23 protein-coding genes are annotated in these 25,070 nt (G+C 72.9%); 12 read left to right on the plus strand and 11 right to left on the minus strand.

The genetic code is table 11. The features are described 5' to 3' along the window. Position 1 precedes the first annotated feature (1 nt). Together D6270_RS28105 and D6270_RS28110 are read left to right on the plus strand one after the other, a co-directional pair. On the plus strand, positions 2 to 1,390 hold the full coding sequence (locus D6270_RS28105) for an 8-oxoguanine deaminase (protein WP_109162898.1): 1,389 nt from the start codon (positions 2 to 4) through the stop codon (positions 1,388 to 1,390). 328 nt (positions 1,391 to 1,718) lie between these two features. Next, positions 1,719 to 3,185 carry a nucleobase:cation symporter-2 family protein gene (locus tag D6270_RS28110; protein WP_109162897.1) on the plus strand — a complete coding sequence of 489 codons (1,467 nt, stop codon included), beginning with the start codon at positions 1,719 to 1,721 and terminating at the stop codon, positions 3,183 to 3,185. Positions 3,186 to 3,377: 192 nt separating this feature from the next. Here the strand turns inward: D6270_RS28110 and D6270_RS28115 are convergent, their stop codons facing one another. Then, on the minus strand, positions 3,378 to 4,205 hold the full coding sequence (locus tag D6270_RS28115; protein ID WP_109162896.1) for a chitosanase: 828 nt from the start codon (positions 4,203 to 4,205) through the stop codon (positions 3,378 to 3,380). Between the two features lie 65 nt (positions 4,206 to 4,270). On the opposite strand from D6270_RS28115, the gene D6270_RS28120 reads away from it, so the two are divergent. Both D6270_RS28120 and D6270_RS28125 read left to right on the plus strand, forming a co-directional pair. Further along, positions 4,271 to 4,954 (plus strand): alpha/beta fold hydrolase, encoded by a 684-nt coding sequence (locus D6270_RS28120; RefSeq protein WP_109162895.1) that lies wholly within the window; start codon positions 4,271 to 4,273, stop codon positions 4,952 to 4,954. A 53-nt stretch (positions 4,955 to 5,007) separates the two neighbouring features. Continuing rightward, positions 5,008 to 7,206, plus strand: coding sequence for a HEAT repeat domain-containing protein (locus D6270_RS28125; protein ID WP_109162894.1), 2,199 nt, complete (start codon positions 5,008 to 5,010; stop codon positions 7,204 to 7,206). On the opposite strand, the gene D6270_RS28130 is transcribed toward D6270_RS28125, so the two are convergent. Together D6270_RS28130 and D6270_RS28135 are read right to left on the minus strand one after the other, a co-directional pair. Beyond that, a complete protein-coding gene (locus tag D6270_RS28130; protein WP_109162893.1) occupies positions 7,193 to 7,570 on the minus strand; it encodes a VOC family protein in 378 nt (125 codons plus the stop codon). The two genes, D6270_RS28125 and D6270_RS28130, sit on opposite strands and share 14 nt — an antisense overlap. A gap of 207 nt (positions 7,571 to 7,777) precedes the next feature. Then, positions 7,778 to 8,386, minus strand: coding sequence for a TIGR03086 family metal-binding protein (locus tag D6270_RS28135; RefSeq protein WP_109162892.1), 609 nt, complete (start codon positions 8,384 to 8,386; stop codon positions 7,778 to 7,780). A 160-nt stretch (positions 8,387 to 8,546) separates the two neighbouring features. On the opposite strand from D6270_RS28135, the gene D6270_RS28140 reads away from it, so the two are divergent. Then, positions 8,547 to 9,539, plus strand: a complete 993-nt coding sequence (locus tag D6270_RS28140) for a fibronectin type III domain-containing protein (RefSeq protein WP_109162891.1) — start codon at positions 8,547 to 8,549, stop codon at positions 9,537 to 9,539. A gap of 96 nt (positions 9,540 to 9,635) precedes the next feature. Beyond that, complete coding sequence (locus D6270_RS28145; RefSeq protein ID WP_109162890.1) at positions 9,636 to 11,174, plus strand: YfcC family protein; 1,539 nt, start codon at positions 9,636 to 9,638, stop codon at positions 11,172 to 11,174. Between the two features lie 171 nt (positions 11,175 to 11,345). On the opposite strand, the gene aceB is transcribed toward D6270_RS28145, so the two are convergent. Together aceB and D6270_RS28155 are read right to left on the minus strand one after the other, a co-directional pair. Further along, positions 11,346 to 12,965, minus strand: coding sequence for a malate synthase A (aceB, locus tag D6270_RS28150; RefSeq protein ID WP_109162889.1), 1,620 nt, complete (start codon positions 12,963 to 12,965; stop codon positions 11,346 to 11,348). 280 nt (positions 12,966 to 13,245) lie between these two features. After that, entirely contained in the window at positions 13,246 to 13,851 is a 606-nt protein-coding gene (locus D6270_RS28155; protein WP_109162888.1) for a nucleotidyltransferase family protein, read from the minus strand. Positions 13,852 to 14,053: 202 nt separating this feature from the next. Here D6270_RS28155 and D6270_RS28160 point away from each other — a divergent pair, with 202 nt between their 5' ends. Continuing rightward, complete coding sequence (locus tag D6270_RS28160; protein WP_204117183.1) at positions 14,054 to 14,356, plus strand: DUF5955 family protein; 303 nt, start codon at positions 14,054 to 14,056, stop codon at positions 14,354 to 14,356. A 22-nt stretch (positions 14,357 to 14,378) separates the two neighbouring features. On the opposite strand, the gene D6270_RS28165 is transcribed toward D6270_RS28160, so the two are convergent. Further along, on the minus strand, positions 14,379 to 15,023 hold the full coding sequence (locus tag D6270_RS28165) for a response regulator (protein WP_109162886.1): 645 nt from the start codon (positions 15,021 to 15,023) through the stop codon (positions 14,379 to 14,381). After that, positions 15,020 to 16,366 carry a sensor histidine kinase gene (locus D6270_RS28170; protein ID WP_109162885.1) on the minus strand — a complete coding sequence of 449 codons (1,347 nt, stop codon included), beginning with the start codon at positions 16,364 to 16,366 and terminating at the stop codon, positions 15,020 to 15,022. The genes D6270_RS28165 and D6270_RS28170 overlap by 4 nt, the downstream gene beginning before the upstream one ends. Before the next feature lie 110 nt (positions 16,367 to 16,476). Between D6270_RS28170 and D6270_RS28175 the strand changes: the two genes are divergently transcribed. Together D6270_RS28175 and D6270_RS28180 are read left to right on the plus strand one after the other, a co-directional pair. Further along, entirely contained in the window at positions 16,477 to 17,559 is a 1,083-nt protein-coding gene (locus tag D6270_RS28175; RefSeq protein WP_109162884.1) for an ABC transporter permease, read from the plus strand. Then, positions 17,556 to 18,236, plus strand: coding sequence for an ABC transporter ATP-binding protein (locus D6270_RS28180; protein ID WP_109162883.1), 681 nt, complete (start codon positions 17,556 to 17,558; stop codon positions 18,234 to 18,236). The genes D6270_RS28175 and D6270_RS28180 overlap by 4 nt, the downstream gene beginning before the upstream one ends. Before the next feature lie 3 nt (positions 18,237 to 18,239). Here the strand turns inward: D6270_RS28180 and D6270_RS28185 are convergent, their stop codons facing one another. After that, positions 18,240 to 19,040 carry an IclR family transcriptional regulator gene (locus D6270_RS28185; RefSeq protein ID WP_109162882.1) on the minus strand — a complete coding sequence of 267 codons (801 nt, stop codon included), beginning with the start codon at positions 19,038 to 19,040 and terminating at the stop codon, positions 18,240 to 18,242. 336 nt (positions 19,041 to 19,376) lie between these two features. Between D6270_RS28185 and allB the strand changes: the two genes are divergently transcribed. Continuing rightward, complete coding sequence (allB, locus tag D6270_RS28190) at positions 19,377 to 20,720, plus strand: allantoinase AllB (RefSeq protein ID WP_109162881.1); 1,344 nt, start codon at positions 19,377 to 19,379, stop codon at positions 20,718 to 20,720. Between the two features lie 64 nt (positions 20,721 to 20,784). Beyond that, a complete protein-coding gene (alc, locus tag D6270_RS28195) occupies positions 20,785 to 21,906 on the plus strand; it encodes an allantoicase (protein WP_109162880.1) in 1,122 nt (373 codons plus the stop codon). A 67-nt stretch (positions 21,907 to 21,973) separates the two neighbouring features. Here alc and D6270_RS28200 read toward each other — a convergent pair whose 3' ends face one another. Next, entirely contained in the window at positions 21,974 to 22,804 is an 831-nt protein-coding gene (locus tag D6270_RS28200; RefSeq protein WP_109162879.1) for an aldo/keto reductase, read from the minus strand. A 93-nt stretch (positions 22,805 to 22,897) separates the two neighbouring features. Beyond that, positions 22,898 to 23,539: a TetR/AcrR family transcriptional regulator gene (locus tag D6270_RS28205; protein ID WP_109162878.1), complete on the minus strand. Its 642-nt coding sequence runs from the start codon at positions 23,537 to 23,539 to the stop codon at positions 22,898 to 22,900. 305 nt (positions 23,540 to 23,844) lie between these two features. On the opposite strand from D6270_RS28205, the gene D6270_RS28210 reads away from it, so the two are divergent. Further along, positions 23,845 to 24,774, plus strand: coding sequence for a DMT family transporter (locus D6270_RS28210; protein WP_109167244.1), 930 nt, complete (start codon positions 23,845 to 23,847; stop codon positions 24,772 to 24,774). A 10-nt stretch (positions 24,775 to 24,784) separates the two neighbouring features. On the opposite strand, the gene D6270_RS28215 is transcribed toward D6270_RS28210, so the two are convergent. After that, positions 24,785 to 25,033, minus strand: coding sequence for a hypothetical protein (locus D6270_RS28215; RefSeq protein ID WP_109162877.1), 249 nt, complete (start codon positions 25,031 to 25,033; stop codon positions 24,785 to 24,787). Between the last annotated feature and the right edge of the window lie 37 nt (positions 25,034 to 25,070).

The following is a 25,070-nucleotide window of genomic DNA, read 5'->3' on the forward strand; positions in this document are numbered from 1 at the left end:
CATGGCAGCTTCGGCAGACCCTCAGCGCACCGTCATCGAGAACTGCTCGATCGCCACCGTCGACGCCCACGACACGGAGTACGCCTCCGGGTACATCGTCGTGGCGGACAACCGCATCGAGTCCGTCGGCGCCGGCAAGGCACCGGAGGGCCTCACCGGAGTCGTCCGGCGCATCGACGCCACCGGACACCTCGCGACGCCGGGCCTGGTCAACACCCACCACCACTTCTACCAGTGGATCACCCGGGGACTGGCCACCGACCACAACCTCTTCAACTGGCTGGTCGCCCTCTACCCGACCTGGGCGCGCATCGACGAGCCGATGGCCCGCGCCGCCGCGCAGGGCTCGCTCGCCATGATGGCCCGTGGCGGCGTCACCACCGCCATGGACCACCACTACGTCTTCCCGAAGGGCTCCGGCGACCTGTCCGGCGCCATCATCGGGGCCGCGCGCGAGATGGGCGTACGGTTCACCCTCGCCCGGGGCTCCATGGACCGCAGCGAGAAGGACGGCGGCCTGCCCCCGGACTTCGCCGTCGAGACCCTCGAAGGGGCGCTCGCCGCCACCGAGGCCACCATCGACGCCCACCACGACGCCTCCTTCGGCTCCATGACCCAGGTCGCCGTCGCCCCCTGCTCGCCGTTCTCCGTCTCCACCGAACTGATGCGCCAGGGAGCGGAGCTGGCCCGGCGCAGGAACGTGCGGCTGCACACCCACGGCTCGGAGACCGTCGAGGAGGAGCAGTTCTGCAAGGAACTGTTCGGGATGGGCCCGACCGACTACTTCGAGTCGACCGGCTGGCTCGGCGACGACGTGTGGATGGCGCACTGCGTCCACATGAACGACTCCGACATCGCCGCCTTCGCCCGTACGGGAACCGGCGTCGCCCACTGCCCCTCCTCCAACGCCCGACTCGCCGCGGGCATCGCCCGGGTCCCCGACATGCTCGCCGCGGGTGTCCCGGTCGGGCTCGGCGTGGACGGCACCGCCTCCAACGAGTCCGGCGAACTCCACACCGAGCTGCGCAACGCGCTCCTCATCAACCGCCTCGGCGCCCACCGTGAGGCCGCCCTCAACGCCCGTCAGGCCCTGCGCCTCGGGACCTTCGGCGGGGCCCAGGTCCTGGGCCGCGCCGACCAGATCGGCTCCCTGGAGGCCGGCAAGCTCGCCGACCTCGTCCTGTGGAAGCTGGACACCCTGGCCCACTCCTCGATCGCCGACCCGGTGACCGCGCTCATCTTCGGCGCGGCAGCCCCGGTGACCCTCTCCCTCGTCGACGGCAAGCCGGTCGTCGAGGGCAACCACCTCACCACGGTGGACGAGGACGCCATCGCCCGCACCACCCGCGACGAGGCCCGCCGCCTCGCGCAGATCGCCGCCGGGGCCTGACCCCGGCGGCATCCCCGAACCGCCGGAGAACCACTGATCCCGGCGGCATCCCCGACCGGCCGGTCGAGGGGGACGGCCCGAGACCGGCCGCCGTGGACCCGAGCGGGGTCCACGGCAGCCGGTCCGGCGGACGCGCACCCGATGGTGGGCGCCCGCCGGACCGGTGATGAACCCTGCCCGCACGCCCCCACCGTGCGCGCGCCCCTCCGCACCCCCCTCTGCACGACCTGCACCACCTGAGAGAGCCGCAAGCACTGCCGCACCCCTTACGCACCACCTCCCTGAACCCCACGTCGCCGACGACGTGTAACCGACCGGAGGAACCGCCGTGGCCGCTGAGCCCAGGTTTCGCAAAGACGCAGATGCAGCCGCCCCCGACGTGACGGACGATGCCGTCACAGCAGCAGAAGCAGCAGGTGCCGACCGGAAGCATCCGGTCGACGAGACCCTTCCCCCACTGAAGATGTTCACCAGCGGCCTCCAGCACGTGGCCGCCATGTACGCCGGGGTGGTGGCACCACCCCTGATCGTGGGGCCGGCCGTCGGTCTCACCGCCAAGGAGACCGCCTTCCTGATGGGGGCGAGCCTCTTCACCGCGGGCATCGCCACCCTGCTCCAGACCATCGGCTTCTGGAAGGTCGGCGCCCGGCTGCCCTTCGTCAACGGCGTCTCGTTCGCCGGTGTGGCGCCGATGATCGCGATAGGCAAGGACCGGGGACACGACGGGATCGCCGTGATCTTCGGCGCGATCATCGTCGCGAGCGTGCTGGGCTTCCTCCTCGCCCCGTACTTCTGCAAACTGGTCCGGTTCTTCCCCCCGGTCGTCACCGGCACCGTCATCACCCTGATCGGTGTCTCGCTCCTGCCGGTCGCCTTCAACTGGTCCCAGGGCGGCAACGCGACGGCGGACGACTACGGCTCGATGACCAACATCACCATGGCCGCCGTGACCCTGGTGATCGTGCTGGCCCTGCGCAAACTGCTGCGCGGCTTCCTCCAGCAGATCGCGATCCTGCTCGGTCTGGTCATCGGCACCCTGATCGCCATCCCCGCCGGCATCACCGACTTCAGCGCCATCAAGAACGCCGACGTCGTCGGCTTCCCGACGCCGTTCGCCTTCGGCGCCCCGCAGTTCGAGATCGCCGCCATCATCTCCATGTGCATCGTGATGCTGGTCTGCATGACCGAGTCCACCGCGGACATGCTGGCCCTCGGCAAGATCGTCGGCCGCCCGGCCGACGAGAAGATCATCGAGGGCGGCCTGCGCGCCGACACCCTGGGCAGCGCGATCAGCCCGATCTTCAACGGGTTCATGTGCAGTGCCTTCGCCCAGAACGTCGGCCTCGTCGCCATGACGAAGATCCGCAGCCGCTTCGTCGTCGCGGCGGGCGGCGGCATCCTCATCCTGCTCGGCCTGGTCCCGGTCGCCGCCTCCGTCATCGCCCTCGTACCGCTGCCGGTGCTCGGCGGCGCGGGCATCGTCCTCTTCGGTACGGTCGCGGCCAGCGGCATCCAGACCCTGGCCACCGCCGCGATGGAGAAGGGCGAGAACGCGCTGATCGTGGCGGCGGCCCTCGGTATCGGCCTGATCCCGATCGCGGCGCCGCAGTTCTACCACGCCTTCCCGGACAGCCTGCTGGTCGTCCTCGACTCGGGCATCTCGACCGGGTGCGTGGTCGCCATCGTGCTGAACCTCGCCTTCAACCACTTCGGCCGCAAGCTGGACGCGGAGGACGAGGAGCGGGCGAACGGCGAACACGTGGTCCCGGCGGCCTCGGGGGTGGGCGTCCACTGACGTACCGTCTGCCCACCGTCCGGTGAAGCCCCGTGCCCCGCACGGGGCTTCGGCCGTGTGCGGGCCCTGGCGGTGGGTGGCCCGGGCATCGGCCGTGTGCGGGCCCTTGGCGGTGGGTGTCCTCGGCTTCGGCCGTGTGCGGGCCTCGCCGGTCGGTGGCCCCGGCTTCGGGTACGCGGCCTCCGCCGTACGTCAGCCCTCGTCGATGCGGTAGCTGTCCCCGTAGACCTTCCACCGCAACGGCGTCTCCAGCCCGAGCTTCCCCTCCCGTACGAAGACCCGCTGGGCGCTCTCCACCCTGCTGGTGTCGGTGTGCGACGGCTCCCGGCCGATCGCGGCCACCCGGGCGTCGAGGAACGCGTTCAGATACGCCTCCTCGTCGCCGCCCCGCGCGGGCGTCCGGGCCGCCGCCATCGCCTCGCGGCGTATCGTCCGGAAGCCGACCGAGCCCTCCGTGTCACCCGGGCCGTGCATCACGTACGCGTCGTAGTGGATGAACTGTCCCAGCGCCCCGAGCCCGTCCTCCGCCGCCCGGCCCACCGCCGGATCGAAGTAGGCGGCGTCCCGCTCCCCGTCCTGGGCCGCACGGAAGGCGGAGTCCTCCGCCGCCTCCGCCCACGCCCGCGTGAACGGTTCGCCGAGCCCGGCGTGCGAGTCGCTGCCCTCCACCGCGCGCAGGGCGGGCAGGAACCGCTCCAGCGGGTTGCCGGGGCGGGCCTTCCCGTACCGTTCGACGACCTTCCGCAGGTCACCGGTGCCGGAGCAGAACCCGATGATGCCCGCCGTGTACCCCCGGCCGTCACCGATGTCCTCGATGTACGGGTACTGCGCCTCCCAGTCCAGCGAGGAGTTCTCCGCGCTGGAGACCAGCCGCATGGCGATCCGCTTCTTCGCCGGGTCGGCCAGCCCGGCCTCCGTACCGCCCGCCTCGGAGGCCGGTCCGGAGCAGCCGGTCAGGGTGGCGGCCGTGAGGAGGGCGGCGGTGAGGGGAAGGCGCAGGACGCGGACGATGCGGTTCACCCGCCCAGCCTGCCAGGCCGGGGCCGTGGAGCGGGCGGCCGCCCGGCGGCTGTAGCGTCGGGGGTATGGAAGATCAGTCAGTTGTGGATGTCGGCGATGTGCGCCTCGCGTACCGGACCTGGGGCGATCCGTTCGGTTCGCCCGTCGTGCTGCTGCACGGCCTCGGCGGTTCCGCCGCGGACTGGGAGGCGGCCGGCCCCCTGCTGGGCCAGGAGTGGCGGGTCTTCGCCCTGGACCTGCGCGGCCACGGCGAGAGCGACTGGCCCGACGAGTACGACCTGGAGCTGATGGCCGAGGACGTCGTCGGCTTCCTCGACGAGCTGGAGCTGAACCGGGTGGGCCTGGTGGGCCACGGCATGGGCGGTGTCGTCGCCCGGCTGCTGGCCCACGAGCACTCGGACCGGGTGGAGCGGCTGGTGCTGATCGAGACCCCGGCCCCGTTCCCCGGCGACCCCGGCCCGGCCGGGCGGCCCGAGGGCCCGGTGGACTACGACGAGAACGCGGTGCCCGCCGTACGCGACCAGCTCGCCGGCCCCGGCCCGGACGCGCCCGAAGGGCTCGGCGAGATCGTCGCCCCCACGATGATCATCACCGGCGGCCCGGAGAGCCGGATGCCGCAGGAGCGCCAGGCCGACATGGCCTCCCTGATCCCGGACTGCCGGCTGATCACGGTCCCCGGCGGCCACCGCATGCACGAGACCCGGGCGGATCAGGTGGCCGCCCACATCACGGAGTTCTTCACCAGCTGAGGGCCGGGCCGCTGCGGGCTGCGGTGCCGAGGGCGTTGTCAGTGGTGGCTGCCATGATCGGCACCATGGACTTCGACCACGCCCGGTTCCTCGCCGAACTGGACGCCCAACCCTGGGCGTCGTACACCCACGCCTACGGCAGCGCCGAGGACGTCCCCGACTGCCTGCGCGCCCTCGCCGGGGACGACGACGAGGCGGCCGAGGAGGCGCAGAGCGAGCTGTACGGCTCCATCCTGCACCAGGGTTCGGTGTACGAGGCGTCGGCGAAGGCGGTGCCGTTCCTGGCCCGGATCGCGGCGGCGGGCATCCGTACGCCGGATGTGCTCCTGCTGATCGGCGGGATAGCGGAGGGCGGCGCGGACCCGGGCGGGAGCGCGCCCGAGGAGAGCGACGAGGTGGCCTGCCGCCGGGCCGTCGTCGCTCAACTCCCGCTGCTCCTGGCCTCGGTGGTCCACGAGGACCGTGCCGTACGTCAGGCTGCGGCCTGGGCGGTGGGGGCGACGGGGGCGGCCGGGGCCGGCCGCGCCGTGCCGGTGCTCCGCGACCGGACGGCCGTCGAGAGCGACCCGCTGGTCCGTGCCGAACTCCTCACCGCCATGGCTCAGTTGGACCCCGAGGGCACCGCCTCGGCGGCGATGGAGGCCGTCGGCCCGGACAGCCCGCCGGAGCTGCGGATCGCGGCCGTGCTGGCCTGCGTGGACGGCGGGCTGTCCTGGACCCCGGCCCACCAGGAGGCGGTGCTGGCCCTGCTTCCCCTGGACCGCCTGGTCGCCGACCGGTTCGACCTCTCCCGCGCCGAGCCCCTGCACCACATCACCCTGACCCTGCTGGACCGGGACGGCGAGGCGGACCGGGAGGCGGTCTTCGCGCTGCTGGATGCCGCGTTGCGCGGAGAGGACTCCCAGGCCCGTACGGAGGCGGTGTGGGCGGCCGCGACGGCGTGCGAGCTCTCCCGCAGTGCGCCCGCGCGGCTGGGCCCCGCGCTGATATCGGTGGCCACGGACGGCGGGGCGGCCGCCGGGGCGGACGACGTGTCCGGCGCCCTGGCCGCGCTCGGGAAGCTCGGGCCGTACGGGGCCCCCGCCGCCGAGGTGCTGGCGGCCCGCGCGGCGGGGGAGGGCGATGCGGCGGACCGCGCCCTCGAAGTGCTGGTCGCCGTCGACCCGGTACGGGCCGCGCCCCTGCTCGCCCGGGAGCTGGAGAGCCGGCCTCGGGCGCTGGGAGCGGCGTGCGGCGGGCCCACCGGTTCCTCCCCGGTCGTGCCGTACGACGCCGCGTTGCTGGTGGCCGTCCGGCGGCGGCTCTCCACGCTGGGGCCCGGCGTCCCCACCCCGTTCCGGTTGGCGGCGCTGCTCACGGCCTGGGGCCGGGACGCGGCGGGCGCCGTGCCCGAGCTGCTCGCCGCACTGCCGGCACACCCCCGGCTGCTGCCCGGGGTGCTGGTGGCCGTCTGCCCGCCCGAGCGCCGCGCCGAGGTCGCGGACGCGCTGCGGACACGGACGGGGACCGGCCCGGCGGAGGACCGGATCGAGGCGGCCCGTGCCCTCCATGAACTGACCGGCGACCACAGCCTGTTGCTGCCCCTGCTCGCCGAGCGGCTGGCGGGGAGTGCCGGGGGTGGCGGGGGCGCCGACGCGAGGATACGTGAGGCGGCGACGGCCGCCGGAGCTGTCGGGCCCGCCGCCGTACCGCTCGTACCCGCACTGCGCGCCGCGCTCAACCCTCCCGGCACCGAGCGGAACAACCCGCAGATGGACGACGACATCGCGGTCGCCGTCGCCCTGCACCGCATCACCGGCGACGCGACGGACGTGGTGCCGGTGCTGGCCGGGGTGCTCGGTGACGGCGAGGGGCTCTGGCGCCGCTGGACGCTGGTCCGCGCGGCACAGGCCGCCGCGGACCTCGGCCCGGCGGCCCGGGGGCTCGTCCCCGTACTGGAAGCACTGCTCACCGACCCCGAACAGGTGCCGTCGGCGGTCCGCGCGCTGCACGCCATCGCCCCCGACGGGCTGGACACCGGCCGTGTCACCGGTCTTCTGCTGGACGCGGCGGAAGCGGGCACCGCCCCCTTCGAGGCCGTGGACACGCTGGTGGCGCTCGGCGTGGACACGCTCTCCGAGGAGCACCGGGCGCGGCTCACGGAGCTGGGGGAGCGGGACCGGAGAGTGGTGAGTTCCGGGGTGGACGGCACGATCGAGGCGGCCGACGAACGGCTGCGCGCCCGGGTGCGCGCGGCGGTCAGCCGGAGATGATCCGCTGGACCAGGTCGGGGGTCCACTCGACGTACTCGACCTCGGCCCCGTCCGCATGACGGGCGTAGAGGAACCGCCCCGTCGGTCCGCCGGTCGTCGGGGTGGTGATGGCGGCTCCGGCGGAGGCCAGCGTGGCCTGGAGGGCGTCGAGGTCGTCGACGACGACGGTGGCCGAGGCGTGGGCGTACCGCGCGCGTTCCTCGGCCGGTCCCGCGATGACCAGGAAGTTCCCGAGGGCGGCGAGGGCGATCTCGTGGAACGCCAGCCGCAGGTGGGGCCGCTCGCCGGTGAGCTCCTCCAGCAGCGGCAACGCCTGGTCGAGGTCGTCGGTCCAGAGGCGTGCGTAGGTCTTGAGGATGGTCATGGCGGCGCTCCCGTGGTCTCGAACGGTGACAGGGAGACGGTAGGCGCGTGCGTGCCTGACCTGGAAGAACGCACTTTTCGGTGAGAGGGGCACCGAAAGGGAACCCATGGGGCGCGGGCCCGCACGGGCCGCGCCCGTCAGCTCCCGTCCCGCACTCGGCGCCCCAGCGGTCGGCCCCGGCTCAGCGCTCCTGCGGCCGACTGCCGCTCAGCCCCTCGGCCGCCACTCCGGCAGTCGGCCGCTGAGGCCGATCACCCGGTCCAGCAGCGGGGCCTCCTCCGGCACCGGGACCGGCGGGCCGAAGATGCCCCCGCGGTCCGGGGCGTCGTCGACCGGGGTGAGCAGGGCCGCGCAGGAACGCAGCTCGGTCTCCCCGGCCTCGTACGGCTGTCCCGTGGCCCGGGCCAGGTCCCAGCCGTGGATGACCAGTTCGTCGAGTGCGACGAGCCCCGCCACCTCGCCGGGCAGCTCCACCCCGCCCGCCCGGGTCATGCCCGTCCAGGCGTCCGGCGAGCGCCAGGCCGCCGCCACCTCCTCCAGCCGCCGGGGCAGCACCTCGCGCCAGTCGCCGTGGAGGACGGGCAGGAGGGTGCCGGGGGAGACGGCCGTGCTCGGCCCGAGGTCCTTGCGGGCGGCGTCCCGGAAGGCGGTGGCCAGCGCGGTCAGATGGCCGAGCAGCTCCCGTACGGCATAGTCCGGGCAGGGCGTGGGACCGTCCAGCAGGGCGTCGTCGATCGCACCGAGCAGGCCGGTGATCCGCCGGGCGGCCGGCTCCAGGTCGAGGGCGGTAGAGGCATGCGCGCTGTCGGAGTTCATACAGGGCGGACCGGTCGGCGGCCGGGAACTCATCGGTACGGACCCGTCGGACCGGCGCAGGTCGCGCGGCGCACACCGTCACATAGCGGAAGGTTCCTCGCCGTCCTCTTGTCGGCAACCCCCGCGCCATGTCATACAGGTCTGGACCATTGCTGTCCGGATGGAAGGCACCACCGTGCAACGCCCCCACATATCTGTCGCGTTGGCCTGTTCCGCCCTGCTCATCGCCCCCCTCCTCGTGGCCTGCGGCGGTGACGCCGAAGCCGACACGCAGCCCCCCAGCACCCCCGGCGGGGTGACCGCGCAGGCCAGCAGCTCCACGTCCGTGCACGTCATGTGGGAGGCCGCCACCGACAACAAGACCGTCGCCGGTTACGAGGTCTACCGGGGCAAGGCCAAGGTCAAGAGCGTTCCGGCGACCAAGCACATGATCGACGTCGACGGGCTGACGGCCTCCACGGAGTACACCTTCACCGTCCGGTCCAAGGACGCGGCCGGGAACCTCTCCGCGCCCAGCAAGGCCGTCCCCGTCACCACCCAGGCCACCCCGCCCAAGGACGACACGCCCCCCACCGTCCCCACGAAGCTGACGGGCACCGCCGACGGCAGCCGGGGCGCCACCCTCACCTGGGGCGCGGCCAAGGACGACGTCGGCGTGACCTCGTACGACATCTACCAGGAGGACTCCAGGATCCACAGCGTCCCGGCCTCGGAGACCACGGCGAAGCTCACGGGCCTGCGCCCCGGGACCGTCTACACCTTCACCGTCCGGGCCCGCGACGCCTCCGACAAGTCCTCCGCCGACAGCAACGCCCTCGACCTCACCACCGGGTCGGCCCCCGGCGCCCCCGCGAGCACGGCCCCTACCGGGCTGCGCACGGAGATCGGCAAGGAGGGGGCGGAGTTCACGGTCGACCTCTCCTGGGACCAGCCCGACACGGGTGGTGTGATCCCCGCCTACCAGCTCTATCTGAACGGCAAGCTGACGACCACCATCGTCTGGGGCGGTACGCCCCCGAAGGGCCGGGCCACCTACCGGCTGAACCTCGCGGACCCGCCCGGCACCCGGTACTCCCTGAAGCTCAGGGCCAAGCTTCCGGACGGCAAGTGGGGCGACTTCTCGGCCCAGCCCACGATCGTCCTGGCGGACTGACGCCTTCTGCTCCATCCGCCTCCCAGGCGTGCGGCCCCTCGCCCCTCGTGATCCCTTGGTCCCGGAAGGGGCCGGAGGGAGCGAAGGGGCTGCGCCATGGGACCGGGAGACGACCTGAGCACACGGGCCGACGCGGAGGAGCGGCCCCCGGGCGGGAAGACGTTCGCCTTCCCCAGCGCCCTCACCATCCTGGCGGTCGTCACACTCGCCGTCTGGGCCCTGGCCTTCCTCGTCCCGCCCGGCGCCTACGACCGCGACAAGGACGGCGCCCCGGTCCAGGGCACGTACCACCGCGTCGACTCCGACCGGAGCTTCGTCGACCGGCTCGACGACCTCTTCCTCTCCCCGGTCAACGGCCTCTACGGCATCCAGGACGCGGAGACGGGCGTGGTCGGCCCGGACCTGGCGGGCGAGCTGTACGGCAGCGCGGGCGTCTTCCTCTTCGTCCTCGCCATCGGCGCGTTCATCACCGTGGTCTTCGCCACCGGCGCCCTGGACCGGGGCATCGGCCGCCTCGCCCACCGCCTGCGCGACCGGGGCGCGCTCCTGATCGCCGGGGTGATGCTGGTCTTCGCCCTGCTCGGTACGGTGGAGGGCTTCGCGGAGGAGACGCTCGGCTTCTACGGCCTGATCATCCCGCTGATGCTGGCCCTCGGCTACGACCGGATGGTGGCCACCGGCACGATCATCCTCGGCGCGGGCATCGGGGTGCTCTGCTCCACGGTCAACCCCTTCGCCACCGGAGTGGCCTCCTCCGCCGCCGACATCTCGCTCGGCGACGGCATCGTGCTGCGCGCGATCATGTGGGTGGTCCTCACGGCCGTGACGATCACCTACGTCATCCGGTACGCGAACCGTGTCCGCGGGAACCCCGGACGCTCGCTCTCCGGCTTCCTCCCCGGCGACCGCGAGCACGACGCGGCGGACGCGGGGGAGCCCCCGCAGCTGACCCGGCTCCACCGGACCGTCCTCATCCTGGTGACCCTGGTCTTCGCGTTCATGATCTTCTCGGTGGTCCCGTGGTCCAGCGCCCTCACGGGCGACGCCGACGCCACCCCGTACGGCTTCGAACTCGGCTGGTCCTTCCCGCAGCTGGCCGCACTGTTCCTGGTCGCGGCGGTCCTGGTGGGCATCGTCGCCCGGTTCGGCGAGCAGAGGCTCACCGCCACGATCATCCAGGGCGCGGCCGACTTCATCTCCCCGGCGCTCGTCATCGTGCTCGCACGAGGCGTCACCGTCATCATGAACAACTCGCAGATCACGGACACCGTGCTGCACTCCATCGAGGGCGTGGTCTCGGGCACGTCGTCGGCGCTCTTCGCCGTCATCGTCTTCCTCGTCAACCTGCCGCTGGCCTTCCTCATCCCCTCCACCTCCGGCCACGCCACCCTGGCGATGCCGATCCTGGCGCCGCTCGCCGACTTCGCGGGCGTCTCCCGCGCGGTGGTCGTCACGTCTTGGCAGGCGGCGAGCGGCTGGATGAACCTCTGGGTCCCGACGACGGCGGTCACCATCGGCGGGGTGGCGCTGGCGAAGGTCGGCTACGACCGGTACCTGCGGTTCGTCTGGCCGCTGCTGGCGATCCTGGCCGTGCTGATCTGCGGGTTCGTGGCGCTGGGGGCGGTGTGGACGTGAGGGCGGCCGGGCGGGCCGGGGGGCGTGCCTCGTCCCGGGGCGGCGGCGACGCGGCCCGGGGCATGGCGGAGAGGAACCGGCGTCACGGGTTCGGGCGAGGGCCCGGACGGACCGCACCGCCCCCGGCGCTGTGTGGCGCCGGGGGCGGTGCGGTGCGCGGGGGCGGCGGGGTCAGCGCAGCTGCTCGTACGCCGGCAGCGTCAGGAAGTCCGCGTAGTCCTGGTCCAGGGAGACCTGGAGCAGGAGGTCGTGGGCCTGCTGCCACGTGCCGGCGGTGAAGGCCTCGTCGCCGATCTCCGCGCGGATCGCGGCCAGTTCCTCGGCGGCGACCTTGCGGGCCAGCTCCGCGGTGGCGTGCTCGCCGTTCTCGAAGACCACGTCCGCGTTGATCCACTGCCAGATCTGGGAGCGGGAGATCTCGGCGGTGGCCGCGTCCTCCATCAGGTTGAAGATGGCGACCGCGCCCAGGCCGCGCAGCCAGGCCTCGATGTAGCGGATGCCGACCGCGACGGCGTTGCGCAGGCCCTCGTACGTGGGCTTGGCGTCGAGGGTGTCGATGGCGATCAGGTCGCTCGCCGCCACCGAGACGTCCTCGCGCAGCCGGTCCTTCTGGTTGGGCTTCTCGCCGAGGACCGCGTCGAAGGAGGCCAGGGCGATCGGGACCAGATCGGGGTGGGCGACCCAGGAGCCGTCGAAGCCGTCGTTCGCCTCGCGGTCCTTGTCGGCCTTGACCTTCTCGAAGGCCACCTTGTTGACCTCGGCGTCACGGCGCGAGGGGATGAAGGCCGCCATGCCGCCGATCGCGTGCGCGCCGCGCTTGTGGCAGGTGCGGACCAGGAGTTCGGTGTACGCCCGCATGAACGGGGCGGTCATCGTCACCGCGTTCCGGTCCGGCAGGACGAACTTGGCTCCGCCGTCGCGGAAGTTCTTGACGATGGAGAACAGGTAGTCCCAGCGGCCCGCGTTCAGCCCGGAGGCGTGGTCGCGCAGCTCGTAGAGGATCTCCTCCATCTCGTACGCGGCGGTGATCGTCTCGATCAGGACCGTCGCGCGGACCGTGCCCCGCGGGATGCCGACGTACTCCTGGGCGAAGACGAAGATGTCGTTCCAGAGGCGGGCCTCCAGGTGCGACTCCGTCTTGGGGAGGTAGAAGTACGGGCCCTTGCCGAGGTCGATCAGACGCTGCGCGTTGTGGAAGAAGTACAGGCCGAAGTCGACCAGCGCGCCCGGCACGGGGACGCCGTCCAGCTGGAGGTGGCGCTCGTCCAGGTGCCAGCCGCGCGGGCGGGTGACGACGGTGGCCAGCTCGTCGGCGGGCTTCAGCGCGTACGACTTGCCGGACTTCGGGTCGGTGAAGTCGATGCGGCGCTCGTAGGCGTCGGTCAGGTTGAGCTGGCCGAGGATCACGTTCTCCCAGGTGGGAGCGGAGGCGTCCTCGAAGTCGGCGAGCCAGATGCGGGCGCCCGAGTTGAGCGCGTTGATCGTCATCTTGCGGTCGGTCGGACCGGTGATCTCCACCCGGCGGTCGTTCAGCGCGGCCGGGGCCGGGGCGACCTTCCAGGAGTCGTCCGCGCGGACCGCCGCCGTCTCCGGCAGGAAGTCCAGCGTGGAGGTACGGGCGATCTCGGCGCGGCGCTCGGTGCGCCGGGCGAGCAGCTCATTGCGGCGCGGTGTGAACTGCCGGTGCAGCTCGGCCACGAACGCGAGGGCCGCGTCGGTCAGGACCTCATCCTGCCGGGGCAGGGGCTCGGCATCGACGATGGCCAGCGTGGACGGCGCTGGTGCGGACATGAGCTGTCACTCCTTCAGCGGGCGGCGGCGTCTCATGGCCGCCGGGTCGCCTGAGACGGCACGGCGTGCCATGGGCTCCGAGATACGGCCGTGGGTGCCGTCTGAGGTTCAGAGGGCTTCTGACCAGTGGATAGTAGTTTCCTCATAGTGGAAGTTCAATCGTTTGTTGATGTCGAGATTCTCCGGGTCGACAGAAACGTCCACGGAAACGGGGTGCGGCGGCGCAGCGTGCCAGGGTGGGTACGGAGCGTTCACCGGGCCGTTCCGGGCGGGTATCGGGTCATTCCAGGTGGGTCAGGTCCTGCGCGGTGTCGATGTCGTACGCCTGTGCCACATCCGAACACTCCACCAGCGTGATCGCGTCGCGGTGCTCCCGCAGATACGCCCGCGCCCCCTGGTCGCCCACCGCCCCCGCCGCGATGTCCGCCCACAGCCCAGCCCCGAACAGGACCGGATGGCCGCGCTCCCCGTCGTACGCGGCGGCCACCAGGCCCGTCCGTGACCGGTACGCCACCCGCACCCGCGCCACCGCTTCCGCGCCGATTCCGGGCTGGTCCACCAGCAGGACGAGCGCCGCGTCCGCCCCCGTACCGCTCAGGGCCGCGAGTCCCAGCCGGAGCGAGGAGCCCATGCCCTCCTCCCATCCCGGGTTCACGGTCACCGCCGAACCCGTCAGATCGGCCCGCGCCCGCACCTCCCCGGCCGCCGCGCCCAGCACCACGTGGAGCGGGCCGCAGCCACCGTTGCGCAGGGCGCGCAGGGCGTGCTCCACCAAGGGGCGGCCGCGGTGCTCCAGCAGGGCCTTGGGGCGGCCGCCGAGCCGCCGCCCGCCGCCGGCGGCGAGCAGCACCCCCGCCACCTTGGGATTCTTCGCTTGAGAAGCCATGAGCCCTGGATACCACCGAGCCGTTCGCACACGCGACACGCATGTCACTCTCAGGGGTCACCCTGATTTCTGTCCGTGGAGTGGCGCACACAGCCTGTCATGGCGTTAACTTGCGGGCGGACCCCGGTACTTGGCCATCGCCCGGGGGTCCGGGGGTCACACCGGCACGAGGCGTGCGAGGGGGAGTGCTGTGTTGCGAAGCGTGGGGCAGAAGCGGGTCACCGGCAGCGGCGAGGACCCGAGGGTGGCTGAGCTCCGGATAGCGGTCTCCCGGCTCCGCCGCGAACTGGCCTCGCTCTCCTACGAATTCTCCGACCGCCCCATCGCCGAGGAAGAGCTTGCGGCACTTGACGCCATGGCGGTCGGCGGGGCCGTGGAGATCCCCCGCATGCGCAGCTCGCTACTCCTGATCGCGGGGTCGGTCGGCTCGGTCAGCGCGCTCGCCGCCGCCCTGCGCGACGTACGCAACGCGGTGGATCTCTTCGGGGAGCCACCGCGCGGGTGAGCCGGGACGTCGGCCGGTCGGCTCAGCGGCGGATCAGCCTGCGGGCCGTCGCCGCCGCGACCGCCGACGTACGGGAGTCCACGCCCAGCTTCGCGTAGATGTGCACCAGGTGGGACTTGACCGTCGCCTGGCTCAGGAACAGCTTCTTGCTGATCTGGAGGTTCGACAGGCCCTCCCCGACCAGGTGCAGCACCTCCAGCTCCCGCCGCGTCAGCGCCTCGGCGGGCGTGCGCATGCGGTCCATCAGCCGGTGCGCCACCGAAGGGGCGAGCGCGGAGCGGCCCGCCGCCGCCGTGCGCACGGCGGCGGCCAGCTCCTGCGGGGGCGCGTCCTTCAGCAGGTAGCCGCCGGCCCCCGCCTCGACCGCCGCCAGGATGTCCGCGTCGGAGTCGTACGTGGTGAGGATGAGCACACGGGGGCCGGCCGCGAGGGCGGTGATCGCCGCCGTGGCCTCGGAGCCGTGCATGCCGGGGCCCGGGCCGAACTGGAGGTCCATCAGGACGACGTCGAAGCCGCCCGCCGCCGCCAGCGCCACGGCCTCCTCGGCGGTGGCCGCCTCGCCCGCGACGCGGAAGTCCGGCTCGGTGTCCAGGACCGCGCGCAGCCCCGCCCGTACGACGGGGTGGTCGTCGGCGAGCAGCAGCCGGATGGCGTTCTCCTCGCTCACGCGGCACGCTCCTCGGCCGGAGCCGCCACCGGCAGCGTGACCGCCAGCGCGGTGCCCTGGCCCGGCGCCGACTCCACGCTCAGCGTGCCGCCCAGCGTGGCTGCCCGCGACCGCATCGCGGGCAGCCCGAAACCACCGTCACCGCGCTCGTCCACCGGCACCGCCGACGGGTCGAAGCCCCGGCCGTCGTCCACGACGTCCAGCGCCACGGAGGTGTCCATGAAGCTCAGCGTGATCTCCGCGCGCCCCGCCGCCGCGTGGCGCACCGTGTTGGCCAGCGCCGACTGGGCGGTCCGCAGCAACGCCACCTCGTACGGCGTCGGCAGCTCCACCGGCGCACCGCTGACCGCGAACCGTACGGTGAGATCCGGCCCGGTCGTCCGGGCGCAGAGCCGCTCCAGCGCGCCCGCCAGCGAACCGTGCTCCAGATCCGGCGGAGTCAGCGCCCGTACGAAGGAACGCGCCTCGGCCAGGTTGGCCTGCGCGGCCTCCCGGGCGGCGCGGACGTGCGCGGTGGCCGGAGCGCCGGCGGGCAGCGTGCGCTCGGCCGCGCGGAGCAGGAGCTGGATGCTGGACAGGCCCTGGGCGAGGGTGTCGTGGATCTCCCGGGCGAGGCGTTCGCGCTCGGCGAGGGTGCCCGCCGTACGCTCCGCCTCGGCCAGCTCCGCCCGGGTGGCGACCAGCTCCACGATCAGCTCCCGGCGCCGCTCGCTCTCCCGGAACAGCGCGTCGTACCCCAGCACCGTGGCGATGGCGACGGCCGCACCGATCAGCGGGCCGATGAACGCGCCCGGGGCGATCTCCTGCCGGTGCACGACGAAGCTGGTGATCGCGGCGGCGGCGGTGACGACGACGGCGGGCACGCCCCAGCGGGTGGGGAGCAGATGCAACTGGAGGAAGTAGAGCGGGAAGGCGACCCAGAGGGCGTCGGGGGAGAGGACGAGCAACGCGAGCCAGAGGACGCAGAGGGCGGTGAGCCAGGTGGCGGCGGCCTCTGTGCCCGGGCGCACGGAGGCGGCGAGCATCCGCTGCCGTACGGGGATGGGCCGGGCTGCCGTTCCCGCGCGCACCCGCTGCCGTACGGGGATGGCGCGGGCCGCCGTTTCCGTGGCCGCCTCCGCCTGGCCGTCCCGCCGTACGGAGGTCGCGCGCACCCCCGTCCCCGCCAGCGCCCCCGTCCCGTACGCCCCCGCCGTCACCAGCGTCAGCGTCACCACGGCCCCCGCGTGCGGTGCGCCCTCGCTCACCGCGCGCACCGCCACCAGCGCCAGCAGGCCCAGCAGCAGTGCGTGCAGGCAGAGCCGCAGGGCAGCGGCGACAGGGGTGTGCGAACGCGAATCCATGGTTCGTCCAGCGTAGCGGCGGGTCTCGCGGCGGCGGTCAATCGAAAGGTTGATCTGCCGACCGTCCCCCGCGCGATGTTTCCCCGCCCCGGACCACCGACGATGGAGCCATGTTCGTCGCATGGAGAGACCTCCGGTTCGCCAAGGGCCGGTTCGCGCTCATGGGGTCGGTCGTGGTCCTGATCACGCTGCTCGTGGGCCTGCTGTCGGGGCTGACGGCCGGCCTGGCCCGGGAGAACGTCTCGGCCGTCACCGGTCTGGACGCCGACCACCTCGCGTTCGCCGCCCCGCGCGGGGACCGGTCGGTCTCCTTCACCAACTCGACCGTCCGCGAGGACGACTGGCGGGCCTGGGCCGACCGCCCCGGCGTCGAGGCCGCCCAGCCGCTGGGCATCCGGACCCTGAACGCCACCGCCCCCGGTGACCGTACGGCCCCCGTCTCGGCCTTCGGCGTCGAACCGGACGGGACGCTCGCACCCGGGGGCCTCGCCTCCGGCCGCGTCGTGCTCTCCGGGAAGGCCGCCGAGGAGCTCGGCGCCGCCCCCGGCGACAAGATCGCGCTCGGCCGGGCGGAGCGCGAGGTCGCCGCCGTCGCGGGAGACGCCTCGTACAGCCATACGCCCGTCGTCTGGACCACCCTCGACGACTGGCAGCAGATCGGCCACGACGGCGCGGGCCCCGCCGAACAGGCGACCGTCATCGCCCTGACCACCACCGGTGGCGTCGACCTGGCGGCCGGGGACGAGGCGGCGAAGACCCGCACGCTCTCCCTCGACGACTCCCTCACCGCGATCGGCTCCTACCAGGCGGAGAACGGTTCGCTGCAACTCATGCGCGGCTTCCTCTTCGCCATCTCCGCCCTCGTCATCGGCGCCTTCTTCACTGTCTGGACCATCCAGCGCAGCGGCGACGTCGCCGTACTGAAGGCGCTCGGCGCCTCCACCCCGTATCTCCTGCGGGACGCCCTCGGGCAGGCCGTGGTGATGCTCGTCATCGGTACGGGGCTCGGCACCGCGCTGGCCGCCGGGGCCGGGGTGCTGATCGGCGGCGGGCCGGTGCCGTTCGTGCTGGACGGGGCGACCGTCCTGGTGCCGGCGGCGGTCATGATCGCGCTCGGCGCGCTCGGGGCCGCCCTCTCCATCCGGCGGATCACCGCCGTCGACCCCCTCACCGCACTCGGGAGTGCCCGATGACGCTGACCCTCACCGATGTGACCCTCACCTATCCGGACGGCGAGGGGCGGCTCACCGCCCTGGACCGGGTCTCGCTGGAGGTTCCGGCGGGCACGCTCACCGCCGTCGTCGGGCCGTCCGGCTCCGGCAAGTCCAGCCTGCTGGCCGCCGCCGCGACCCTGGTCACCCCGGACTCCGGCGAGGTCGTCGTGGCCGGTACGCGGACGGGCCCGCTCACTCCGGCGGCGCGGGCGGCCCTGCGCAGGGAGCACCTGGGGATCGTGTTCCAGCAGCCGAACCTGCTGCCCTCGCTCACGGCCGCCGAGCAGCTGCAGGTGATGGCCCACCTGTCGGGCGGCCGGACCCGGGAGGCCCGGCGCCGCGCGGTGGAGCTGCTGGACGCCGTGGGGCTGGCCGACCGGGCGGACCGGCGTCCGCACCAGCTGTCGGGCGGTCAGCGCCAGCGGATCAACATCGCCCGCGCCCTGATGAACGAGCCCGAGGTGCTCCTCGTCGACGAGCCGACCAGCGCACTCGACCACGAGCGCGGAGCCGCCGTACTGGACCTGCTGGTCACCCTGACCCGGGAGCGCGCCACCGCGACGGTGCTGGTCACACACGACCTGGCGCACCTGGACCGGATGGACCGCACGGTGACGATGGACGACGGGCGGCTGACCGTGCCCGCCCGGATCTAGGCGTCAGCCACCCGTCCCGTTGCTCGCCAGCGCGTCCGACAGCTCACCCGCCACCTGCTGGAGGATCGGCACGATCCGCTCCGTCGCGCTCTCCGTCACCCGGCCCGCCGGGCCCGAGATGGAGATCGCGGCCGAGGTAGGGGAGTTGGGTACGGAAACCGCCAGGCAGCGGACCCCGATCTCCTGCTCGTTGTCGTCCACCGCGTACCCCGCCCGGCGCACCTGCTCCAGCGCGTCGAGGAAGCCCTCGGGTGTGGTGATCGTCTTCTCGGTGGCGGCGGGCATGCCGGTCCGGGCGAGCAGCGCGCGGACCTCGTCGGCCGGGGTATCGGCCAGGAGCGCCTTGCCCACCCCGGTGGAGTGCGGAAGGACCCGGCGGCCCACCTCGGTGAACATCCGCATGGAGTGCTTGGACGGCACCTGGGCGACGTACACGATCTCGTCGCCGTCCAGCAGCGCCATGTTCGCCGTCTCACCCGTCTCCTCCACCAGCCGCTGGAGGTAGGGGCGGGCCCAGGTGCCGAGCAGCCGGGAGGCGGACTCGCCGAGGCGGATCAGGCGGGGACCCAGGGCGTAGCGGCGGTTGGGCTGCTGGCGTACGTAACCGCAGACGACCAGTGTCCGCATCAGCCGGTGGATGGTCGGCAGGGGCAGACCGCTGCTCGCGGACAGCTCGCTCAGCCCGACCTCGCCCCCGGCGTCGGCCATCCGCTCCAGCAGGTCGAAGGCGCGCTCGAGCGACTGCACCCCACCGCTGGCACCGGAGGGCTTGGAGTCGGCTGTGCTGGCGTGGGACGGCGGCACGTCAACGGTCCTTTCGAAGCGGAAGGCAAGGCAGCAGCCTACCGGGCGCCGCCCGATCGGCCCACAGCTGTCCGCTTGGCGTCCGTGCCGGTCAGGGGCTGTTTTGTCCGGGTGCCGACGGTCGGTACGGGCGGTTCGGCGCTGTCTCTTCTGGCCCATGCTACGTTCCGCAATTCGAAATCTCACTTTTACTTTGTGGAAAGCTCCAGTCGGCGTCGCCGGGCTGGCCCACCGCCGCTCCCTGCCGGAAGGTGGGTCTTGACGAGGGCGATTCCCGAGTGAAGACTCCATCGAAGCTTCAACAGTTCGTTGAATTCCTGGAGTGAAGGAGCACAGGTGTCCGGTGTGGACGTGAACCTGGTACTGCGCTCGACGCGCGTCGTCACCCCCGAGGGCACCCGCCCGGCCACGGTCGCCGTGGCGGGCGGCACCATCGACGCGGTCCTGCCGTACGACACCGAAGTGCCCGGGGGCGCCCGGCTGGAGGACTTCGGCGACGATGTCCTGCTCCCCGGGCTGGTCGACACCCACGTCCATGTGAACGACCCCGGCCGCACCGAGTGGGAGGGCTTCTGGACCGCCACCCGCGCGGCGGCGGCCGGCGGCATCACCACGCTCCTGGACATGCCGCTCAACTCCCTCCCGCCGACCACCACCGTCGAGAACCTGCGGATCAAGCAGCAGGTCGCCGCCCCCAAGGCGCACGTCGACACGGGCTTCTGGGGCGGTGCGCTCCCCTCCAACGTCAAGGATCTGCGCCCGCTGTACGAGGCCGGGGTCTTCGGCTTCAAGTGCTTCCTGTCGCCCTCCGGGGTGGAGGAGTTCCCCGAGCTGGACCAGGAGCAGCTGGCCCGGTCCATGGCGGAGATCGCCGGATTCGGCGGACTGCTCATCGTCCACGCCGAGGACCCGCACCACCTCGCCGACGCCCCCCAGCGCCCCGGCCCCGCCTACGCCGACTTCCTCGCCTCCCGCCCGCGCGACGCCGAGAACACCGCGATCGAGGGGCTCATCGCCCACGCCAAGCGGCTGAACGCCCGGGTCCACGTCCTGCACCTCTCCTCCAGCGACGCCCTGCCGCTGATCGCCGCCGCGAAGCGCGAGGGCGTCCGCGTCACCGTCGAGTCCTGTCCGCACTTCCTCACGCTCACCGCCGAGGAGGTCCCGGACGGGGCCACCGAGTTCAAGTGCTGCCCGCCGATCCGCGAGGCCGCCAACCAGGACGCCCTGTGGGCCGGGCTCGCCGACGGCACGATCGACTGCATCGTCTCCGACCACTCGCCCTGCACCACCGACCTGAAGACCCCGGACTTCGCCTCCGCCTGGGGCGGCATCTCCTCCCTCCAGCTCGGCCTGCCCGCCATCTGGACCGAGGCCCGCAGGCGCGGCCACTCCCTGGACGACGTCGCCCGCTGGATGTCCGCCGCACCCGCCGAACTCGCCGGGCTGGCCCGCAAGGGCGCCATCGAGGCCGGGCGCGACGCCGACTTCGCGGTCCTCGCCCCCGAGGCGACCTTCACCGTCGACCCCGCCGAGCTCTTCCACCGCAACCAGGTCACCGCGTACGCGGGGAAGACCCTGCACGGCGTGGTGCGCTCCAGCTGGCTGCGCGGCGTCCGCATCGCCGCCGACGGCGTCCTGGCCGAGCCCGCCGGCCGCCTGCTGGAACGCGACCACTGACCGCGTCTCCCGGCCGCCCGCCCTCGTACGCGACCACCGACCGTCCCCGAAAGGACCCCTCACCATGACGGACGCCGCGATACCGCGCTTCACCGGCGACGCCAGCCCGTACGCGGGCGGCGACCCGTACGCCGACCACCGCACCGCCGACTTCCCGTTCACCCACCTCGTCGACCTGGCCGACCGGCGCCTGGGGGCCGGGGTCATCGCCGCCAACGACGAGTTCTTCGCCGAGCGCGAGAACCTGCTGAAGCCCGAGCCCGCCGTCTTCGACCCGGAGCACTTCGGCCACAAGGGCAAGATCATGGACGGCTGGGAGACCCGGCGCCGACGCGGGGTGAGCGCCGCCGAGCCGCACCCCACCCCCGACGACCACGACTGGGCCCTCGTCCGCCTCGGCGCCCCCGGTGTCATCCGGGGCGTCGTCCTGGACACCGCCCACTTCCGGGGCAACTACCCGCAGGCCGTCTCCGTGGAGGGCACATCCCTCCCCGGCTCGCCGTCCCCCGACGACCTCCTCGCCCCGGACGTGAAGTGGACGGTCCTCGTGCCGCGCACCCCGGTCGGCGGCCACGCGGCCAACGGCTTCGCCGTCGACGCCGAACAGCGCTTCACCCACCTGAGGATCAACCAGCACCCGGACGGCGGGATCGCCCGGCTGCGCGTGTACGGAGAGGTCGCCCCGGACCCCGCGTGGCTCACCGCGCTCGGTACCTTCGACCTCGCCGCGCTGGAGAACGGCGGCCAGGTCGAGGACGCCTCCGACCGCTTCTACTCCCCGGCCACCAACACCGTCCAGCCCGGCCGCTCCCGCAAGATGGACGACGGCTGGGAGACCCGCCGCAGGCGCGACCGGGGCAACGACTGGATCCGCTACCGCCTCGCCGCCCGGTCCGAGATCCGGGCCGTCGAGATCGACACCGCCTACCTCAAGGGCAACTCGGCGGGCTGGGCCGCCCTGTCGGTCCGGGACGGCGAGGACGGCGACTGGTCGGAGGTCCTGCCCCGGACCCGGCTCCAGCCCGACACCAACCACCGCTTCGTCCTGGACGGGCCGGTGCGCGCCACCCACGTACGGATCGACATCTTCCCGGACGGCGGGATCTCCCGGCTGAGGCTGTTCGGGTCCCTCACCGAGGGCGGCGCCGACGCGCTGGCGGCCCGTCACCGGGAGCTGGGCGGCTGACCTCAGGCCGGTGGGCCACCGCGATCGCAGGGGGATCGCGGTGGCCCACCGGCCTGTCCGCCGTACCTCAGAACTCCTCGTGCGTGTCCGGGTCCCCACCGAACCGCCGCTGCCGCCCCGACGCGATCGTGGTCAGCTCCCGCGCCGTCAGTTCGAAGCCGAACAGGTCCAGGTTCTCCCGCTGCCGCCCCGGGTCCGCCGACTTCGGGATCGGCACCGCACCGACCTGCGTGTGCCACCGCAGCACCACCTGCCCCGGGGTCACCCCGTGGTCCTCGGCGATGGCCACTGTGGACGGGTCCTCCAGCACCTCACGGCCCCGGGCCAGCGGGCTCCAGGCCTCCGTGACGATGCCCTTCGCCGTGTGCACCGCCCGCAACTCCTCCTGCGGGAGCAGCGGGTGCATCTCGATCTGGTTCACCGAAGGCAGCACGCCGGTCTCCCGCTCCAGCCGCTCCAGATGGGCGGCGGTGAAGTTGGAGACCCCGATGGAGCGGACGAGACCGTCCTCGCGGAGCCGGATCATCGCCTTCCACGTCTCGACGTACTTGTCGACGTGGGGGAGAGGCCAGTGGATCAGATACAGGTCGACGTACTCGACGCCCAGCCTGGCCCGCGACTCCTCGAAGGAGGCCAGCGTCCGCTCGTACCCCTGATGCCTCCCCGGCACCTTCGTGGTCAGACGGATCTCCTCGCGCGGGACGCCGCTGCGGGTGATGCCCCGGCCGGTACCGGTCTCGTTGCCGTAGTTCAGGGCCGTGTCGATGAGCCGGTAACCGAGTCGCAGGGCTCCCGCGACGGCCTCCTCCGCCTCCGCGTCGTCCAGCGGGTAGGTGCCGAGGCCCACCGCCGGGAGGGTGGTGGAGTCGTTGAGCGTATGAACGGGTACGTCGCCCATGGTCCGTGCTGTCCTTCCGGTAGCCCCCCGGATAGCCCCCCGTCACGTCCTGCCCCGTCCCGGCCGGCGTAGGCGCGCGGCAGCCCCAAGCCCTTACGCCACCGGCAGCCGCGCGCTCCCCGTCGCCGCCGACCGCAGCCGCCCCAGGATCGCCCTCGCCGCCTTGTCGTAGCCGAGGCTGTTGTTCTGGAGCACCGACTCCGCGTTGGCCAGCTCCAGGAAGGCGATCACCTCGAAGGCCAGCTGCCGTACGTCGGTGTCCCCGGCCAGCTCGCCCGCCTCCCGCGCCTCCTCGATGGTCTGCTCCACGAAGGTGACCCAGCCGGTCTGGGCGGCGGCCAGTGCGTCGTGCACCTTGCCGCCGCGGGCGTCGAACTCGGCGGTGGCCGCGTAGAAGAAGCAGCCGCCCCGGAAGACCCGCTCCCGGGAGTACGTGATCCACGCCTCGCACATCCGCCAGACCCGGCCGACCCCCGGCGGGACCGAGCGGGCCGGGCGCAGCACATGGTCGACGTAGACCGCGACCGCGGCGCGCACGGTGGCGAGCTGCAGCTCCTCCTTCGACCCGAAGAGGGCGAACACCCCGCTCTTGCTGAGCTTCAGCTCGGTCGCCAGCCGCCCCAGGGAGAGCCCTTCCAGCCCCTCCACCGAGGCGATCTGCACCGCACGCCCCAGGATCAGCTGCCGCGTCTGGTTGCCCCGCTCGACCCGCCCGTCCAGCCGTACTGCCGCCATGTGACCACTCCGTACCTCAGAGTTATCGAGGCGTCATTCTAGGGACGGCCGGAGGCGCCACCGGACCACCCGGCGCCCGGCCGGCCGGCCCGTCGACTTGCGCGTCCGCCCCTGACCACGGGCGATACCGGCCGGCGATAGGGGCGGGATCCGACCGGTGAGACAGGTGTTCCTTTCCGCCGCGCCCGGCGGGTAGCGTGATCGTTTCCGTGTGTGAGCCGGTGCGGTCTCCACCCTCTGTCCGCTGTGGAGAACCCGGTGAGCTCTCCGCCGCCTGTCCCGCCGTGGAGAACCAGGAGCACCAGGTGTCCGCTGTCGTCGCGCCCGCGCCCGCCCTCGCACCACCCCGCAGAGCCTGGCTCACCGACCTTCCCGTCCTCGTGGTCGCCGTCGTCTGGGGCGCCAGCTACCTCGCCGCCAAGGGGATCACCACCACCCACACCGTCATCGCCGTCCTCGTCCTGCGCTTCGCGATCGTGCTGCCCGTCCTGGTGGCGGCCGGGTGGCGCAAGCTGCGGGCGCTGACCGGCGCCCAGTGGCGGGGGGCCGGGCTGCTGGGCCTGGTGCTCAGCGGGATCTTCCTGCTGGAGACGTACGGGGTGGTCCACACCTCGGCCACCAACGCGGGGCTGATCATCAGCCTCACCATGATCTTCACGCCGCTCGCCGAGGCGGCCGTCACCCGGGTCCGGCCCCCGGCCCCCTTCGTCGCGGCCGCCGGGCTCTCCGTCGCCGGGGTGGTCCTCCTGACCCAGGGCGGCGGATTCACCAGCCCCTCGGGCGGGGATCTGCTGATGCTGCTCGCCGCCCTCGCCCGTACCGTCCACGTCCTGGCCATGGCCCGGATCAAGGCGGTCCGGACGGCCGACTCGCTCTCCCTGACCACCGTCCAGCTCGGCAGCGCGGTCGCCGTCTTCGCCGTGCTGGCCGCGCTCCCGGGGACGGGCGCCTCGCCCTGGAGCGCGGCGGCGGACTTCGGGCCCCGGGAGTGGGCGGGACTGGTCTTCCTCTCGGTGTTCTGCACGCTGTTCGCGTTCTTCGTACAGATGTGGGCCGTACGCCGCACCTCACCGTCCCGGGTCAGCCTGCTGCTCGGTACGGAACCGCTGTGGGCCGCCGCCGTCGGCATCAGCCTCGGCGGCGAACGGCTCGGCGCCCTCGGGGTGGCCGGTGCCGCCCTCGTCCTGGTGGGTACCGGGTGGGGGCGCCGCAGCGTGCAACGGGCGGCGGACTGAGAAGCCGGCCCTACTTCTCGCCGGCCCCGCCCCGCTTCTCGCCGCCCCTGTCCTGCTTCTCGCCCACCGCGTCCGGTGCGATCATGATCGCGAAGCCCGTCACGATCAGCACGATGCTGACGAAGAGCGCGCGGTCCCCGAAGAAGCCGATGTGCTGGGCCAGCGTCCACAGCCGCAGCCATCCGGTCCACTCGTGGATCAGCCCTCCGACGCCCTGCAGCAGGATGATGAGCCCGACCGCCTCGATGAATTTCTTCATGCGCCGAGCCTGGCGGTCGCGTCGCTCCCGCCGCGTC

The organism is Streptomyces griseus subsp. griseus (assembly GCF_003610995.1).
Lineage (GTDB): Bacteria > Actinomycetota > Actinomycetes > Streptomycetales > Streptomycetaceae > Streptomyces.

Excerpts from the sequence above, each read along its gene's own strand:
- D6270_RS28105 (WP_109162898.1), top strand. The coding sequence starts at position 2 with ATGGCAGCTTCGGCAGACCCTCAGCGCACCGTCATCGAGAACTGCTCG.
- D6270_RS28120 (WP_109162895.1), top strand. The coding sequence starts at position 4,271 with ATGGAAGATCAGTCAGTTGTGGATGTCGGCGATGTGCGCCTCGCGTAC.
- D6270_RS28125 (WP_109162894.1), top strand. The coding sequence starts at position 5,008 with ATGATCGGCACCATGGACTTCGACCACGCCCGGTTCCTCGCCGAACTG.
- D6270_RS28130 (WP_109162893.1), bottom strand. The coding sequence starts at position 7,570 with ATGACCATCCTCAAGACCTACGCACGCCTCTGGACCGACGACCTCGAC.
- D6270_RS28135 (WP_109162892.1), bottom strand. The coding sequence starts at position 8,386 with ATGAACTCCGACAGCGCGCATGCCTCTACCGCCCTCGACCTGGAGCCG.
- D6270_RS28140 (WP_109162891.1), top strand. The coding sequence starts at position 8,547 with ATGGAAGGCACCACCGTGCAACGCCCCCACATATCTGTCGCGTTGGCC.
- D6270_RS28145 (WP_109162890.1), top strand. The coding sequence starts at position 9,636 with ATGGGACCGGGAGACGACCTGAGCACACGGGCCGACGCGGAGGAGCGG.
- aceB (WP_109162889.1), bottom strand. The coding sequence starts at position 12,965 with ATGTCCGCACCAGCGCCGTCCACGCTGGCCATCGTCGATGCCGAGCCC.
- D6270_RS28155 (WP_109162888.1), bottom strand. The coding sequence starts at position 13,851 with ATGGCTTCTCAAGCGAAGAATCCCAAGGTGGCGGGGGTGCTGCTCGCC.
- D6270_RS28170 (WP_109162885.1), bottom strand. The coding sequence starts at position 16,366 with ATGGATTCGCGTTCGCACACCCCTGTCGCCGCTGCCCTGCGGCTCTGC.
- D6270_RS28175 (WP_109162884.1), top strand. The coding sequence starts at position 16,477 with ATGTTCGTCGCATGGAGAGACCTCCGGTTCGCCAAGGGCCGGTTCGCG.
- D6270_RS28180 (WP_109162883.1), top strand. The coding sequence starts at position 17,556 with ATGACGCTGACCCTCACCGATGTGACCCTCACCTATCCGGACGGCGAG.
- alc (WP_109162880.1), top strand. The coding sequence starts at position 20,785 with ATGACGGACGCCGCGATACCGCGCTTCACCGGCGACGCCAGCCCGTAC.
- D6270_RS28200 (WP_109162879.1), bottom strand. The coding sequence starts at position 22,804 with ATGGGCGACGTACCCGTTCATACGCTCAACGACTCCACCACCCTCCCG.
- D6270_RS28205 (WP_109162878.1), bottom strand. The coding sequence starts at position 23,539 with ATGGCGGCAGTACGGCTGGACGGGCGGGTCGAGCGGGGCAACCAGACG.
- D6270_RS28215 (WP_109162877.1), bottom strand. The coding sequence starts at position 25,033 with ATGAAGAAATTCATCGAGGCGGTCGGGCTCATCATCCTGCTGCAGGGC.